The 15,225-nt window shown below is 56.6% G+C and carries 14 protein-coding genes and 1 pseudogene; 7 read left to right on the plus strand and 8 right to left on the minus strand.

The features are described from left to right. Positions 1–160: 160 nt before the first annotated feature. The 4 genes from YA0848_RS05435 to YA0848_RS05450 all read right to left on the minus strand — a co-directional run bounded on the left by YA0848_RS05435 (position 161) and on the right by YA0848_RS05450 (position 4,404). Positions 161–319, minus strand: a complete 159-nt coding sequence (locus YA0848_RS05435; protein ID WP_155717231.1) for a hypothetical protein — start codon at positions 317–319, stop codon at positions 161–163. A gap of 32 nt (positions 320–351) precedes the next feature. Further along, positions 352–1,389 (minus strand): zinc-dependent alcohol dehydrogenase family protein, encoded by a 1,038-nt coding sequence (locus YA0848_RS05440; RefSeq protein WP_014338731.1) that lies wholly within the window; start codon positions 1,387–1,389, stop codon positions 352–354. 142 nt (positions 1,390–1,531) lie between these two features. Beyond that, positions 1,532–2,533, minus strand: a complete 1,002-nt coding sequence (locus YA0848_RS05445; protein WP_014338730.1) for an Lnb N-terminal periplasmic domain-containing protein — start codon at positions 2,531–2,533, stop codon at positions 1,532–1,534. After that, positions 2,530–4,404, minus strand: coding sequence for an esterase/lipase family protein (locus YA0848_RS05450; RefSeq protein ID WP_080570032.1), 1,875 nt, complete (start codon positions 4,402–4,404; stop codon positions 2,530–2,532). Before YA0848_RS05450 ends, YA0848_RS05445 begins: the two co-directional genes overlap by 4 nt. Before the next feature lie 359 nt (positions 4,405–4,763). On the opposite strand from YA0848_RS05450, the gene YA0848_RS05455 reads away from it, so the two are divergent. Together YA0848_RS05455 and YA0848_RS05460 are read left to right on the plus strand one after the other, a co-directional pair. Continuing rightward, on the plus strand, positions 4,764–5,408 hold the full coding sequence (locus tag YA0848_RS05455) for a TetR/AcrR family transcriptional regulator (RefSeq protein ID WP_041475982.1): 645 nt from the start codon (positions 4,764–4,766) through the stop codon (positions 5,406–5,408). 303 nt (positions 5,409–5,711) lie between these two features. Continuing rightward, positions 5,712–6,122 (plus strand): annotated as a pseudogene (locus tag YA0848_RS05460) (hypothetical protein). 103 nt (positions 6,123–6,225) lie between these two features. Here the strand turns inward: YA0848_RS05460 and YA0848_RS05465 are convergent. From YA0848_RS05465 to YA0848_RS05475, 3 genes are read right to left on the minus strand one after another with little or no spacing between them, the layout of a single operon-like run. Beyond that, a complete protein-coding gene (locus tag YA0848_RS05465; RefSeq protein ID WP_014338726.1) occupies positions 6,226–7,341 on the minus strand; it encodes an ABC transporter permease in 1,116 nt (371 codons plus the stop codon). Beyond that, positions 7,342–10,080 carry a ribosome-associated ATPase/putative transporter RbbA gene (gene rbbA, locus YA0848_RS05470; RefSeq protein WP_014338725.1) on the minus strand — a complete coding sequence of 913 codons (2,739 nt, stop codon included), beginning with the start codon at positions 10,078–10,080 and terminating at the stop codon, positions 7,342–7,344. Next, complete coding sequence (locus YA0848_RS05475) at positions 10,077–11,126, minus strand: HlyD family secretion protein (RefSeq protein WP_372436608.1); 1,050 nt, start codon at positions 11,124–11,126, stop codon at positions 10,077–10,079. The genes rbbA and YA0848_RS05475 overlap by 4 nt, the downstream gene beginning before the upstream one ends. A 244-nt stretch (positions 11,127–11,370) precedes the next feature. Between YA0848_RS05475 and YA0848_RS05480 the strand changes: the two genes are divergently transcribed. Continuing rightward, positions 11,371–11,643: an HU family DNA-binding protein gene (locus tag YA0848_RS05480; RefSeq protein ID WP_034113460.1), complete on the plus strand. Its 273-nt coding sequence runs from the start codon at positions 11,371–11,373 to the stop codon at positions 11,641–11,643. Positions 11,644–11,784: 141 nt separating this feature from the next. On the opposite strand, the gene YA0848_RS05485 is transcribed toward YA0848_RS05480, so the two are convergent. Continuing rightward, positions 11,785–12,039, minus strand: a complete 255-nt coding sequence (locus tag YA0848_RS05485) for a LasR-specific antiactivator QslA (RefSeq protein WP_034113462.1) — start codon at positions 12,037–12,039, stop codon at positions 11,785–11,787. 169 nt (positions 12,040–12,208) lie between these two features. On the opposite strand from YA0848_RS05485, the gene YA0848_RS05490 reads away from it, so the two are divergent. The 4 genes from YA0848_RS05490 to YA0848_RS05505 all read left to right on the plus strand — a co-directional run bounded on the left by YA0848_RS05490 (position 12,209) and on the right by YA0848_RS05505 (position 15,216). After that, a complete protein-coding gene (locus YA0848_RS05490) occupies positions 12,209–12,463 on the plus strand; it encodes a helix-turn-helix domain-containing protein (RefSeq protein ID WP_014338722.1) in 255 nt (84 codons plus the stop codon). A 105-nt stretch (positions 12,464–12,568) separates the two neighbouring features. Then, complete coding sequence (locus tag YA0848_RS05495; RefSeq protein WP_184316145.1) at positions 12,569–13,525, plus strand: TIGR03756 family integrating conjugative element protein; 957 nt, start codon at positions 12,569–12,571, stop codon at positions 13,523–13,525. Further along, a complete protein-coding gene (locus tag YA0848_RS05500; RefSeq protein WP_184316143.1) occupies positions 13,522–14,904 on the plus strand; it encodes an integrating conjugative element protein in 1,383 nt (460 codons plus the stop codon). Before YA0848_RS05495 ends, YA0848_RS05500 begins: the two co-directional genes overlap by 4 nt. A gap of 3 nt (positions 14,905–14,907) precedes the next feature. Then, positions 14,908–15,216, plus strand: coding sequence for a hypothetical protein (locus YA0848_RS05505; protein ID WP_184316142.1), 309 nt, complete (start codon positions 14,908–14,910; stop codon positions 15,214–15,216). Positions 15,217–15,225: the final 9 nt, after the last annotated feature.

The following is a 15,225-nucleotide window of genomic DNA, read 5'->3' on the forward strand; positions in this document are numbered from 1 at the left end:
GACCGGTTGAATCCGCCCTGTTTAACACGACCAGAATGGTGTTGTAGTGCTCACGTGATGAGATCTCCCATACATGAAAGCGCGCCTCGTTCGCGGGTACCAGTTTCTACATTAGCCACTAAGCTACTCCCGCCTCGGTTGTCAGCAAGTTCCCCGCGCACTACAGCACTACATCCGGTCCCACCCTGCCGATCCAGGTGGCCCTGCCCCTGAGCCAGAGGTTAATTTGCTCATAGGCTATGCCGCCAAACAGAGATGACTTCAAGCTTGAGGAACCGGCCTTAAGCACCAGCAACAATCCGCTGGTCTGGATCGCCATGCGTAGTTCCTGCAATGCGAGGCGGACGGGTGTTACTGGCTGAGAATGACCTTGATCGCTTTTTCCTGGGCCGCGTTGCCAAAGACCTCGTAAGCCTGAAGTATGTCATTCAGTGCGAAGCGATGAGTGATCAACCGGCCCGCATCGATTTTGCCAGCTTGCACCGTCTTGATCAGCATCGGGGTAGTGTTGGTGTTCACCAACCCGGTGGATATGTTGATGTTTTGGATCCATAGCTTTTCCAGATGTAGCTCCACGCTCTTACCGTGCACTCCCACGTTGGCAATATGGCCACCTGGGGCTATCACCGATTGACAAGTATCGAAAGAAGCTGGAATTCCCACCGCCTCAATTGCGACATCCACACCAATGCCATTGGTCAATTCAAAGATACGCTCGATAGCATTTTCGGTCTTGATGTCGATCACGTGGGTGGCACCGAAACGTTTGGCAACCTCCAGGCGATTGCTATCACCGTCGACCGCGATCAGCATGGCCGGAGAATAGAATTGAGCCGTCAACAATGCCGCCATACCCACCGGCCCCGCCCCGACTATCACCACGCTGTCACCAGGCTTGACCTTGCCGGCCAAGACCCCGATTTCAAACCCTGTGGGCAAGATATCGCTCAGCATCACCAGGGCTTCCTCATCCGCACCCGCAGGAACCGGATAAAGGCTGTTATCGGCATGCGGAATGCGGACGTATTCAGCCTGAGTTCCATCGATCATATGGCCAAGAATCCAGCCGCCGTCAGCGCAGTGAGAATACATCTGACGCCGACAGTTGGCGCAACTGCCACAAGAGGTCACACAGGAGATCAGCACATGATCACCAGGTTTGAAATTGCGTATAGCCGAGCCGACCGTCTCGACAATGCCAACCCCTTCATGGCCAAGGGTCCGTCCAGGCGTAACCGCAGGAACATCGCCCTTGAGGATATGCAAGTCAGTGCCGCATATTGTGGTGTGCAACAAACGAATAACGGCGTCAGTAGGTTTATCGATGACAGGGGTAGGCTTGTCGGTCCAGTCTTTAATGCCAGGACCTTGATAGACGAGGGCTTTCATAGTGTCTTCCTTTATCCGATAGAACATCAGGATGGAGCGCACGTGCTGGACTGGCGGCCTTCTTTGAGGCACTGAGTATTCCCTGACCGGCAAAGTAAAGGCTGGCCCAATTAAATCATCACTCATTGAATAAATCAAAGGATTACCAACCCGGCACGCCCTCACGGATCCTCGCGGAAAACCCTGTGGAGTCCTCCTTCGCACGCTCAGTGATGCGGCCGACCTCTCGCAGTGCTTCAAGCGAATAAGCCGGCTGCAGGCCACCGACATCGTGAACATAGCCAGGCAGGTAACCGGTCAGGAGCAACCGGTAATCCATCGGCAACCCTGTCACAATGGTGTTCATCATGTCGAAAACAATGCTGGTACAGTTGGCGCTGACGGTATTGTAAAAGCGCGGGTGACTCAGCAAATCATTGGCCTGCTCAACGTAGGACAACAACAATGCTTTGCGCTGGGGCGCCGATAACACAATACGATAGAGGTAATCGTCCTCACCGCGCACGTTGGTTCTAACCCGCAACGCGTCACGTTCATCGGTCGCCAGAATACTGACTTCGTACTGCTTGAAAAATCCGCTGATCGCAGAATAGCTCTCGCCCTTTTCCTTACGGGTTTCGACACTGAACAGCAAAAACCTACCATCCTCGAAACCGAACGACACCAAGATGTGGGCTATGGCAGGCATCCCCCAGTACGAAGTGATGAGGTCCACCGAAGACAAGTGCTCCAGGTCATATTCACGTGTTTCCCAACGGGCACGGTAATCTTCATCCGTCTGCCACTCGAAGTTGCGCACATTGCTCATTGTCAGCCGGCTGCCTTCAAGTTTCCCGGAGGTCATCTGCGCGACATCGTCTGCCCAGATGCGCTCGTTCGACGGTGTGAGCGTACCCCACCAGACTCCGATAGTTGCCAGTAATACGGCGTAACCGAGAACGGCTCGCCAGGGCCTTGTGCTCCATGTCAGTACCGCAAAACCTATTCCGCATAGACACCATACGAAGATCACTGCATTACAGGCCCACAACGGCAATGGCAGTCGATAACTCAACGCCAGTGCACCCCAGGCGATAAGACCGGTACCTATCAGGGTCAGCAGGCTGCGCAGCAATAGGTCGATAACCTTACGCACAGGTCTCATTGGCGCCTCCCTGGGGAGTCTTTCATATCTGCAAGATGCTGTTGAAGGACACGGCGAATCTCGATAATTGCCTCGGGGGTTTCTTGCACGCTATGACCTGAGGACACTATTTTTTCCGATTGCGCACCGAGCAGATGGCTGCTGCTATAGGGCACTACTCCGTCGTCAGAAAGGGTCAGCGCAATAGACGGCGTGTAGTTACCGATAATGCTGTGATACTGCACCTTTGGGGAGATAGGAAGATCTGCCACCGCCATTACAAGCGGATCATGATTGCTCAAGTTGTCGATACTGTTTAGCGGACGCACCATAGCGGCTGAGGAGGCACTGCCAGGCATCACCAACAATTGTCCCAATTGCTTGAACCGATCGAGCACCGACACCGGCAACTGTACTAGTCCGGCTGCCCAACGTGAAATGCGATTCTCGGCGAACGGCGTACCCTGGTGCGGCGCGGCGACGAAAATCGCGCGGCTGACCTGAGGCAAAGGCGAGAACTTCAGAAACGGATCTAGATTTTTGTGTGCAGCCGCCAGTTGTCGATCATTCAGTTTGTACTTGGCCAACAACGTATCTCCCACCCCGGCTCCAGACGTCGATACCATAAGGCGCGACAGGACACCACCCATGCTGTGACCTACCAGAACCACGTCACGACTGGCCCGCGCTGTTCCCTCGGGATCGAAATGCTGCAACGTCTCCTCAATGACGCTACGGATGGTGGCATTGTTTAGCGCAAGCGGCAGGTTCGTCGGATAGTACAACTGCCACACTTGGTAATTGCGTCGCAGGTGTTCATCACCGAGGACTTCATTGGCAACGTTAATCCAGGCCTCGGGGCTACTTGCCAAACCATGCAACATGATCACGACATGGCGCTCTGGGTCGTACGGCTGCAAGAGATATAGATGGGGCTTTTTCAGGACATCCCCCCTCCCTACCAACGTAAGCAACGATTGACGCGCAAAACCGGAACGCGCTAGCCACAAACCATAGCCCGAGGTGAAGTTGGCCGCCAACGGCGTTTCAATGCCGCCAAGCGTCACAGCGTCTTGGTGATACGGGTCGTAGGCCAGCACTTCGACCTCATCGGTGGCTAACACCTGCTCAAGGGTTTGGCCTGGAAAACGAGCGACTGCGGTCACCGCTGGAAAAGGCGTTTCGCTCCAGGACTGTTCGTCGCTGTCGCTGTTAACCACCTTTTTCGCTGTGACAGCCACTAGTTCAGCACCGAGTCCATCACGGCGATACTGGTTGCGCAGTCCTGCAAAAGATAATGAGGCGGCAGGAATCAATTCTTGTGGCAAAAAACGTTCATTGGCCAGACGCACATTTTCCATACGTCCGAACACCGTCCAGCGTCCTGCACGTAGCCGGAAATTCCCCCGGTCATCCTCGGCCTGTGGCGGACGACCGCGATACCGTTCGAATAACTCACTGAGTGCTTGCTGGACGGAAAAGTTGTAGTAATCGCGCACCTGTGATTGACGGTCTTCCAAAGCTCTCTGACTGGGCGATCTAGTTGTCAGGAACAGATAAGCGTAGGCATAACGTGCGCTCTCCAAAAAAGCATCGGTACGGCCTTCGGCACTTAACGAACTGCGCGAATCCTGAGCCTCTTGTAGCCATAATTCAGACAGCGTGGAAAGACGCTGTTCCTCGCCCAACCCTGCGTTAAGACGCACCTGTTCACGGCAGGCACTTGGGTTCTCACTGCAGTCTTTTTCGGCAACTCCGGCGACCTGTAGCGAGGTACGCGCGGCGACACTGAGCTTTCCTGACGTCAGCGCATCGCCACGACGAAGCGAGAGATAATCGCGATTATCAACGGCATTGACCTTGACCCCGGCGCAACCGACGGTAGCGATCATGAGTACGACCAACATTGCTCCAGGACAGATACGAACCAAGCCATTCAATTGTTGCAACGACACAAAAAGACCTTACTAGTGAACTAACGAAAATGAGCGCATCCGCCGTGCGGCGGAAGACGTTGCTATCAGGCCATTTGGCTAATCGTTCTGCGAAAACGGGAAAGAGGACTCGCCTCGACGTCCACACTGAATAACGATGGTTGAGCCCCGATCGAGAGCAGCCGTCGCATGTAAGACGCATCACGGCTCAAATGCTACGATTAGCCCATCATGAAAATTTATTCATCGATCGCTGATTAAATCCCTGCTTGGCTCTGCATGTCAACCAACCCGTCTAGACCAAGGTATTTGAACCAATGCACACCGAACTCACCAAACGGCGAGGCCGACCACCGAAAGCCAATGAGATCAAACCTGATGCCATCATTCGGGCGGCCCTAAAGTCGTTTGCAGCGCACGGCTTCGAAGGCGCTAGTCTGCGGCGCATCGCTTCCACTGCAAACGTCGACGTGGCTCTGATATCACACCGGCACGGCACAAAACTCGAGCTTTGGAAGGCTGTCGTAGACGACATCGCAGATAAGTTTGTCGTGCAACTGAGCCGACCACACGAGCCCTTCGATCCCGCTAACCAGACATCCATGCAGCGATTGCTGTTTGCCGTCGACCAGATGATTGATTTTTCAGCTGCATCACCTGAAATATCGATGTTCGTGATCAAGGAAGTCGCGCAGCAGCACGAAAGATTCCTTTATGTTTATGAGCGTCTCATAGGGCCCGCCCAAGAAGTGTTGCTACCCATTGTTGAGCATGCTGTCGCTGATGATTTTCTAAAAAACGTCGACCCCCATCTGTTTTTTTATAATGTTTCTGGTGCCATTGCTCTGACGGTTTCGTTGCGATCTTTCGTCGGGCAGTTTGGGCGTAATGCATTCAGTTCAGAAAGCTTTTCATCCAGTATGAAATCGTTGTGGAGGGTACTTCTTCAGCAGGAAATCTGAGCGTCCCGCTGTGTCCCAAGCCGTAACCGTTTGATATCGCTGCCCGCAGATGGGGTTGTTTGTGCCATCGATACCAAAGCCAGACAGTCTGGTCCTTTTAATTGCCTTTTTACTAACCAAACACAAGTTATTACTAGCGAATGAGGCGCAGATTTCTGCTCTCCAACTGCGAAAGTAAGGCCACCGTCATGCCTCCAGCCGCATCAGCAATTCTCCTCGCCACGACCATTGGCTTCTCGGCGCTAGACGGCTTGATGTTGGGCATGCGCGGCGATGCGATGGACCCGGCGCGGTGATTTCCTCATGGAAATCTGGAAGCTGGGCCTGGAAAGAGTCAGCCATAAGCTCTACCACGAGTCAGGCCTGCTGGGGGTTTCCGGAATTTCCAGCGACCCGCGTGAACTGCTTGAGGTAGAAACCGGTGAACCTCGCGCAGCCATGGCCCTTGCCTTATAAATGCGCCGTTTCCTGCATGAAGCCGGCGCGCTGCTGGCGACCTTGGACGGCCTGGACGTACTGGTGTTCACCGCTGTCGTCGGCGAACACAACGCAACGATTCGGGCACGCATGTGCGCGAGCCTAGAGTATCTGGGCATCGAACTGGATGCGGTGATTTCGAGTCCGACCAGCCGGGTCACCGTGGTGGTCGAGCCCAGCAATGAAGAGCGGGGTTGCGCCCTGGATGCTTGGCATATAACCCAGGTGGGCATCTGATTGGGCTCGGGTTCGTGTGCCAGGCAATGCCCAACGGCGGAGTCCAGCGTAGACGCTAGGCCCATTGGACAAAGCGTCGCGTGCGCGCCAACGCACGCGATCGTCAATTCAAGGACTTGCGCAGGCGTGAAAGCGCGACGAAAAAGAACACGCTGCCAATCGTCACCAACGCCAGTAGCTGCGGCCAGATGATCGACAATGAAGCACCACGAAACAGAATCGCCTGACTGAGCTCGACGAAATGCGTGGTGGGTGCCGCCAGCATGATGTTCTGCACCCCTTCGGGCATGCTTTCACGGGGGGTCATACCTCCCGAGAGGATTTGCAAAGGAATCAGCGTCAGGATGATCAACAGCCCCAACTGGGGCATCGAGCGGGCCAGGGTACCGTAGAAAATTCCGATCGATGTGGTGGCAAACAAATGCAAAGCAGCGCCCGCCAGGAACAGTGCGAGCGAGCCATTGATAGGAATCTGCAACCACTTCTCGATGATAAAAAACATCGACAACCCCGCCGCTGCCAGCACTACCAGTGCCATTGACCAGACTTTGGCCACCATAATTTCAAACGGAGTGATGGGCATGACCAACAGATGTTCGATGGTCCCGTGCTCACGCTCGCGAATCAGCGCTGCACCGGTGAGGATGATCGATAGCATGGTGATCTGGTTAATCACCTCGTTGATCGCTCCGAACCAGCTGGAAATCAAATTCGGATTGAACTCCATATGGACCACCGACACGACCTCGTCGGCCGTGACAGCGCGGTAATGCTTGAGAAACTCGGCCACCTCCGTGCCTATGATCTGCTGGATATAGCCAGCCCCAGAAAACGCCTGGCTAATCTGGGTGGCATCGACGTTGACCTGTATCGTCGGCTTACGCCCGGCAAGCAGGTCCTGCTGGAAGCGCGCGGGGATATTCAGCGTGAAGGTATAGACGCCCGAGTCCATGCCACGGTCGATCTGGGAGTAGTCGATATCCACCGGCTTGAGGAAGTACGGCATCTGGAACGCGTTGATGATTTGGTTGGACACCTGCGACCGGTCTTCATCGACGATCCCAATGCTGGCCCGGTGCGGCGTCTCCGGCACACTGGTGGCAGCCGAGTAAACACCGAGGGTGAACGAGAATACGATCAGCGCCAGCAACGCCGGGTCGTGGTACAAGCTACGCAGTTCCTTGATGCCCAATTGCAGGATGTTGGAGAGACTGGACACTCACTTCTCCTGCTTTTTCAGGCCGGCGACGCTGAACAGCGTCAGCAGCGGGATGGCAATCAATAACGGGATGAAATAGCCGTACAGATCCGCCAGCCCTAACCCCTTGGAAAACACCCCACGGCTGATGGTGAGGAAGTGACTGGTCGGATACATATTGCCGACCAGCGCGCCCACGCCTTCCAGGGATGACACCGGATTGAGCAACCCGGAAAACTGAATCGCGGGCAGTAGCGTGACGATCGCAGTGCCGAAAATCGCCGCAATTTGGCTGGAGAGGATAGACGACATCAAAAGCCCCATACCCGTGGAACAAATGAGGTAAAAAAAGGCACCGATGATCAAAGTTAGCAGGCTACCTTTGACTGCGACACCGAAGACCATCACCGCCAGCAGCAACAACAGAATAAAATTGATCATCCCCAGGGCGATATAGGGCAATTGCTTGCCCAGAAGGAACTCCAAACGCGTCACGGGCGTGACATACAGGTTGGTGATTGAACCCAGCTCCTTTTCCCGGACTACACCCAAGGCGGTAAGCATGGCCGGGATCAGCATCAGCAACAGCGGGATCACCGCCGGAACCATCGCCGGAAGGCTCTGTACATCGGGGTTGTAGCGATAGCGCAAGGCGATGTCCACCGGGCTGCCGGACGCCGTGCCAGTCGTTTCCAGCAAACGCTGCTGCAAATAACTGGCATGAATCCCGGCCACATAACCCTTGATGGTTTCAGCCCGGGTCGGCATGGCACCGTCGACCCAGAAGCTCACCTCGGGATGGCTGCCGCGCTTCAGGTCACGGCCAAAGCCAGGCGGGATCTCTATCGCCAGGCTTATATCACCTCTTCGCAAGCGCTGATCCAGGTCGTCGTAATCGCGCAGATCCTGCTTCTCGGTGAAGTAACGCGAGCCGGAGAGGTTGAGGATATATTCTTGACTGGATCCCGTCTGGTCGCGGTCAAGCACTGCGTAGCGCAGGTTCTCTACATCCAGATTGATACCATAGCCTATAATCAGCATCAGCAGCCCGGTGCCCAGCAGCGCAAGCGTGGCGCGGACCGGATCACGGCGTAACTCCATGGCCTCGCGACGGCTGTAACTGAGCAGGCGGGACAAGCTGAAGCGCGACTGCCGAACGGTCCTGACAGCATCCGCTGCTTGCGCGACGGCCGCTGGGGCCTCAGCCACTGTTTGCGGGGCCGCGACATCCTCCAGGTAGGCGATAAAGGTTTCTTCCAGCGTTGGTAAACCACGCTTGTCCATCAAGGCTTGCGGCGTGTCACTGTCCAGTACGCGACCGGCATGCATCATCGAAATTCGGTCGCAACGCATCGCTTCGTTCATGAAGTGCGTGGAGATGAAAATCGTCACGCCCTCTTCCCGGGATAACTGGATCAGCAACTCCCAGAAATTATCCCGCGCAACTGGGTCGACACCGGAGGTCGGCTCGTCGAGGATCAGAATTTCCGGATTATGGATAACCGCCACCGCCAGCGACAGACGTTGCCTGACGCCCAGAGGCAGATCATTGGGCAAGCTGTCGGCTACGGAAACCAGGTCAAAGCGCTCAAGCATTTCTTTGATACGCTGGCCCTGCCGCTCCTTGGGTAGATGAAATAGGCGCGCGTGCAACTCAAGGTTCTGCAAAACGCTCAACTCGCCATACAGCGAGAAGCCTTGAGACATGTAGCCCACGCGGCGTCGAGTCTCGATGTCCTTGGGGTCGACATCCTGCCCGAACAGCTGAGCCTTGCCTTCGGTAGCGGGCTGTAACCCAGTGAGCATCTTCATGGTGGTGGACTTGCCACAACCATTGGAGCCCAGGAAGCCGAAAATCTCGCCCTTCTCGATACGAAAATCCACATGATCCACGGCGACGAAATCCCCGAAGCGACAGGTCAGGCCGTGGGCTTCAATCGCCACAGCAGCTTCTGCTCCTTGGGTTTTACGTGGCGGAATGACCAACGTGTGATGGCCACGGCGCTTTTCTTCTGGAAGCAAGGCGATAAAAGCCTGCTCCAAATTTTCGCTGTGGGTGCGCTCCAGCAGCTCAGCGGGCGAGCCGGTGTCCAATACCCTACCGGCATCCATGGCCATCAGCCAGTCAAAGCGCTGAGCTTCGTCCATGTAGGCAGTGGACACCAGTACGCTCATGCCGGGACGATTGCTGCGAATGCGCGCGATCAACTCCCAGAACTGATTGCGCGCAAGCGGATCGACGCCAGTAGTCGGCTCGTCAAGGATCAGCAGGTCAGGATCATGGATCAACGCACAGCACAGGCCCAGTTTCTGCTTCATGCCTCCGGAGAGTTTGCCCGCTGGGCGATCGGTGAAGCCATCGAGGCCGGTGCTGCGTACCAAATCATCGATACGTCGCTTGCGCTCGGCTTGCCCCTGCCCGAACAGACGGCCGAAAAAATCCAGGTTTTCGAATACCGTCAGAGTGGGGTACAGGTTTTTGCCCAAGCCCTGAGGCATGTAGGCAATGCGCGGGCATACCTGACGTCGGTGCCCGGCATTGGCCATGTCGCCATCCAGCACCTGCAACGAGCCCTGTTGCAGTTTTCGCGCACCGGAAATCAGTGCCAGCAGACTGGATTTGCCAACCCCATCGGGGCCGATCACCCCAACCATGCAGTCAGCCGGTATCTGCAGCGTCACGTCGTCCAGCGCACATTGCTTACCGTAGTGCAGGCTTATTCCGGCAAGCTGCGCGACGGTGGTTTGAGGCGCGGTCATTGCGGCACATTGATCTGAAGTTCAGCCGGCCATTGTGCATCGGTATCCAGCTTGAGGTACGCCATACCGGGCAGGCCAGTTTTGACCTGATTCAGATGTTTTTCCAGCAGCTTGCGATCAATCCGCGCCTTGACCCGAAACATCAACTTTTCCCGCTCACTGCTGGTCTCCACGGTCTTGGGCGTGAACTGCGCCACACTGGCGACATAACTGACCTGCGCAGGGATCACATACTGTGGCGCAGCATCCAGAATCAGCCGCACGTCAGAGCCCAGCGCCACGCGCCCAGCCTGGGCCGTGGGCAGGAAGAAGGTCAGATAGACGTCATTGAGGTCTACTAGGTTAAGCACCTTGCCGCCGGCGGCCAACACCTCGCCAGGTTGTGCCACTCGGTACTGGACCCGCGCCTGGCGGTCGGTTTTGAGCTGGCTGTCAACGATATCGGCCTGCAACCGATCAACCCCTGCCTTGAGCGCTTCAACGCTAGACTGCGCTTCGATGACCTGGGATTTGGCGGCAATAATCGCTGCTTCGGCCGACCAGACCTGAGCCTTGGCCGAAGCCACCGCCGCCTGGTTGCTTTGCTGCACGGCTAAATCGTCGTCCAACTGCTGACGAGCCACGGCGTTGTACTTGATCAGTTGATCGGTACGTCCGTAGCGTTTTTGCGCGGCGGTCAATTCGGCAACCCGCTGATTGACAGTGGCTTCGGCAGCCTGCTTTTCGCTCTGGCGTTGCTGAACGATGGCGCTGGCGGTTAGCACCGCATTGTCGGCCTGCCGTACCTGGGCCTGGGCCTGTTTCAATTGCGCTTCAAGCACTTGCACATCCATGGTAGCAAGCACCTGGCCAGGCTGAACGAAGTCGCCTTCATCCGCATCAATGGTCAGTATGCGCCCCGCCAACTTGGTGGCCACATCGATTTCAGTGGCCTCGATGCGTCCATTGCCACTGGCAAAACCCTCACCCAGCCCGGATGGTCGAAGCTCCATCCAGGCCCAGAACCCCAAGCCGACGACAATCACCCCGCCCAGCACAAACTTCATCGCGCTTTTCTTGCCTGCCAAGTGCATCACTCTTCCTTAACATTCGATCACAAAGGCGCTCCCGGAGCGCCTGCCCACCAAACCTGGCCGGTAAAAAAATCGCGCACATTTATTTGAGGCTATCAGGCACATCAAGCGCATAAACTGATCTGGATCAGTATTCCGCTAGAAATTTTTGGCAGGTTTGCCAGAACTATCTAAGTAGATTTACTCGTCAACATTCAGCCAGCAGAAGGAGTCGCACATGAATAAAAACGAACTGATCGAGGCTATAGCGAGCTCCACCGACCTCCCGAAGTCTAATGCCGGGCGCGCACTGGAAGCCCTCACAACCATCATATCCACTGCGTTGCAAAGTGGTGAGAACGTCACCTTGGTTGGTTTTGGTACCTTTGCGGTGAAAGCGCGTGCAGCGCGCGACGGCCGCAACCCTCAAACTGGGGGCACCATCAAGATCGCAGCCGCGAAGACGCCTAGTTTCAAAGCCGGTAAGTCGCTGAAAGGCGCGGTTAACTAGACGCCGGCGGCGATTACCCAATACCAACTCTGTGAGAGCGCTGGTATTGGGGCTTCAGCAGCCGAACACGCTTGCCGGCCACAGGGAACTGTCCATGTCATCCATACGAAGCCTGCTTAAACGTCGTTTTCCTCAGATCGTTCATTCGGCACAATTTAATCGCTGCTGAATCCTCAACAGGAATCCAGCCTCAAAAGCATCTTGGCGGTCACCGACAGCAAAGGTCTTGCGGGTTTGCGCCAACGCCCACCACAGGGGAATCTCGCCGGGCGTATCAAGCCAAGCCTGAGCGCATTGCACGCCACGTTCGATCATCGGGGCAAACTCGCTGCCCCAAGGTGTCAAAAGACTTGGACAACCATCCGCAGCGGGAATTGAAAGGTAGTTTTCGTTCATACGCACCCTGGATTTCTGATTTATTGTTAGACGCTGGGCCCAGCTTCGAAAATCTTAACGAAACCAAATGAACGCTCGATAACAGGCATGAGCATAAAATGGCCTAGATCAATGTCAATGTAGACTATACCCCGTGGATTGAGAGTCCCTCTAGGCGCAATTTGCGCGCATGACTCAAGACTACGAACAGCTTCGTCTGCAGCTGGCGCAAAACATCCGCTTGATGCGACGCGTAAAAAATCTTACCCAAGAGCAGCTCGCGCTCATGGCCGAGGTGGATCGCACCTACGTCAGTCAAATCGAACGATGCACGGGCAACCCATCGCTGTTGGTCCTGTGTAAGCTCGCCAATATTTTCGAAATTACCGCAGATCAGTTACTTGTGGAACCCGATATCCTGCGCAGCTCCCCTCACGTCAAATAATAGTCTCACGTCTAACAAACCCGATAGATCCGCCTCCATAATTTCCACTGACAGTCTTCAGCTCCTAACCGAACCTACCCAGGCCATACACCGAGAGCCTGGATCATGCCTGTTGCCTGCTCGTCAATCCCGCCCACAAAGCTACGGCCCTTGGCGCTAAGCATACTGCTGGCGTGCGGCCCTAGCGTGGCGCTGGACACCGGCAGCATCACCTCCTCCGTGCTTTCCCCAAACTGTCTCGAATACAGGGTCGTCGGCATTTGTTTCTGGCTCCTCTGCACGCCCTTCGGCTGCACAGTCAAAACCTCGACCAAGGTTCGTCATTTCATTCCTGAGCTGGTGGTCTCGAGTTACGCCGCCACCGGCAATAACCCCTGGACCGAGATGGCCACCCTATCCTCTCCCATCAGCGGCGCGGAGGGTGGCGGCAACCTGATCACGCCGAACACCCGCCGCGACAACCTACCCCGCTTCAAGAACGTCGATGGCATCGGCCACCCCGGTGGCTGGGTCGCAACGCAACTGGCTTCGCAGTCCGGCTATGCCTGCGCCACCGGCGCTACTGCGTTCATGCCCTACTACCTGAGCACCCTGGACTCACTGGCATGGCGCCATGGCATACCGGAAAGTTTTTACCCCGAGTCGCTCATGCCGGGGATCCGTGAAATCGGTCGTCAAGCTTCGGGAAACATGTGGGGCAACGTTTATCCCAGGCAGGGCTTTCTGGTACAGCCCGACGATTTCAAAGCGGCCGCAGTCATGGCGCAACGGGCCGGCGATGTGATTACCCGCAACTGGCAGCCGCATGTGTACTTACCACTCACGCCCGCCAAACGCGACGGCTACTGGCCGCCTGGCCCGATCGTTGAAAACGATGCTTCGACCCACAAATGGCAATTGCTCTACCCTCAGGTTCAGCCCACGTGCGCCATCTTTCCCAGCGATCCGTTACAGAGCGCGGATGGCGGCTACGCCTGGTCGCTGTGGCGTCCCTATAGCTGCTGCAAACGTGAGGGGCAGACCTTCCTGTTCAGCATCGACTTCGAAGGAGGTGCTTCATGAGTCGGCTTCTCGCGCGACCATGGTTGGGCGTGATGAGTCTGTTGCTCTACGGACTGCTCGCCATGGCCATGCATGCCCACGCCGCCGACGGCGATTATCGCTTAGGTACTCAGGGCGAAGTACTCGACGACCGAGTGATGTACACCATCGGTGGCGGCTCGGCAGTCGGCTCACCGAGTTCGCTCTACCGACCCAGCGGTCTCGGCGTCGGCGGGTCCTGGCGAGCAAACATGATGTGCGGAAACATGAGCCTCACCAATACCCTGCAGAACCAGCTGAACGGCGCCACTGAAGGTTTCCAGCAGATCATGGGCAGCATTGTGCAGAACGCGACCCAAGCCGTGATGTCGCTGCCGGCGTTGATCATCCAGCGCGCCAACCCCGGACTCTATGAGTTGCTCAGTAACGGGGTGATGCAGGGGCGTATCGACTTCGACCGCTCCAAACTGACCTGCCAAGCCATGGCCGAAAAGATGGCGGACAAGGTCGGTCAAGCCGGCTGGGGTGCGCTGGCCAAGAACCAGGAAATGCAAGGCAATTTGGAGCAAACCGGCGGTGATGCGGTGGCCGCGGTGAAAAAAACCGAGACCCATAACGGCAACAATGGGGTGTCCTGGGTCGGCGGTTCGAAGGCGGGGGGGAACGGGCAGACGCCCATTCGGGTGACCTCCGACGTGGTGCGCGCGGGCTACAACCTACTGCATAACCGGACGGTGGATGACAGTGCCTCAATCAGTAGCAGCGACTGTTTGGGTGGGGCCATTTGCCAGACCTGGGCTTCGCCCCAGGAGGAATCCGAATGGGCCGTTCGGGTGTTGGGCGAGAGCGAAGTCGCGACCTGCGACAGCTGCGAAACCCTGCGTGCTACCGCTGGCAGTGGATTAACGCCGCTGATCCAGGAAGCCTACAGCGAGCGCCTCAAGGCCTTGCAAGAGCTGCTGTCTGGCTCACTGGCACCTACCCCTGACAACCTGGTGAAAGCCTCCAGCCCGATGCTGCCGGTGACCCGTGGTGTGATCGAAGCGCTGCGCGACGATCCCGACCAGGATCTGTTGGCACGGCGCCTGGCCAGTGAGACAGCCCTGTCCAGCGTGCTCGGCAAGGCGCTATTGCTACTGCGCACTCTGCTGGCGGGCAGCCACGAACCGAACATCGCCTCCGCCGAACCGGCCCAAACCGCCTTGACGAAAAACATCGACGCTCTGGAGCGCGAAATCCGCCTGCTGCAGACAGAACTGCAGGTCCGGCAGATGCTGACCAACAATACCGCCAGCCTGGTGCTCGATCGGCATGCCGGCGGTGCTGATGCTTCGCGCACCGTCGAGCAAGGCGACCCTGAGCCGGGCCGACTCAATGATGCTGACGCCAGGCGCAAGTGAGCCATGAAACGCTCACCGCTATTCACTTTGCTTGCGAGGTCGGGGATTGCCGCGGTGATGATCCTGACTGCCGCACTGGTCGCATGGATCGGCCACGCTGCGCTGGGTAGTTTCGAGGCCTGGCAGCAGGCATTCGAATCCGCACGGCCCTATCTGCGGTGGTGGCGTGCCCTGCTCTACGGCGCCCTCTTTGCGCTCTGGTGGGATCTGCTTCGGCGCTACCGACATCGACCACAGGATCGACTGCGTGTGAAGTGCATCGGGGCAATGGGGATCGTACTCTTTACCTGTGTAGAGCTCACCCGACTGTGAGGTCACCAC

Source organism: Pseudomonas sp. S4_EA_1b, from assembly GCF_016307435.1.
Classification (GTDB): Bacteria; Pseudomonadota; Gammaproteobacteria; order Pseudomonadales; family Pseudomonadaceae; genus Aquipseudomonas; species Aquipseudomonas rhodesiae.

What these genes read in the sequence shown, in the direction of transcription:
- YA0848_RS05475 (WP_372436608.1), bottom strand. Translation starts at nt 11,126, where the DNA reads ATGAAGTTTGTGCTGGGCGGGGTGATTGTCGTCGGCTTGGGGTTCTGG.
- YA0848_RS05485 (WP_034113462.1), bottom strand. Translation starts at nt 12,039, where the DNA reads ATGAACGAAAACTACCTTTCAATTCCCGCTGCGGATGGTTGTCCAAGT.
- YA0848_RS05445 (WP_014338730.1), bottom strand. Translation starts at nt 2,533, where the DNA reads ATGAGACCTGTGCGTAAGGTTATCGACCTATTGCTGCGCAGCCTGCTG.
- YA0848_RS05495 (WP_184316145.1), top strand. Translation starts at nt 12,569, where the DNA reads ATGCCTGTTGCCTGCTCGTCAATCCCGCCCACAAAGCTACGGCCCTTG.
- YA0848_RS05435 (WP_155717231.1), bottom strand. Translation starts at nt 319, where the DNA reads ATGGCGATCCAGACCAGCGGATTGTTGCTGGTGCTTAAGGCCGGTTCC.
- rbbA (WP_014338725.1), bottom strand. Translation starts at nt 10,080, where the DNA reads ATGACCGCGCCTCAAACCACCGTCGCGCAGCTTGCCGGAATAAGCCTG.
- YA0848_RS05450 (WP_080570032.1), bottom strand. Translation starts at nt 4,404, where the DNA reads ATGATCGCTACCGTCGGTTGCGCCGGGGTCAAGGTCAATGCCGTTGAT.
- YA0848_RS05480 (WP_034113460.1), top strand. Translation starts at nt 11,371, where the DNA reads ATGAATAAAAACGAACTGATCGAGGCTATAGCGAGCTCCACCGACCTC.
- YA0848_RS05500 (WP_184316143.1), top strand. Translation starts at nt 13,522, where the DNA reads ATGAGTCGGCTTCTCGCGCGACCATGGTTGGGCGTGATGAGTCTGTTG.
- YA0848_RS05440 (WP_014338731.1), bottom strand. Translation starts at nt 1,389, where the DNA reads ATGAAAGCCCTCGTCTATCAAGGTCCTGGCATTAAAGACTGGACCGAC.
- YA0848_RS05490 (WP_014338722.1), top strand. Translation starts at nt 12,209, where the DNA reads ATGACTCAAGACTACGAACAGCTTCGTCTGCAGCTGGCGCAAAACATC.
- YA0848_RS05505 (WP_184316142.1), top strand. Translation starts at nt 14,908, where the DNA reads ATGAAACGCTCACCGCTATTCACTTTGCTTGCGAGGTCGGGGATTGCC.
- YA0848_RS05455 (WP_041475982.1), top strand. Translation starts at nt 4,764, where the DNA reads ATGCACACCGAACTCACCAAACGGCGAGGCCGACCACCGAAAGCCAAT.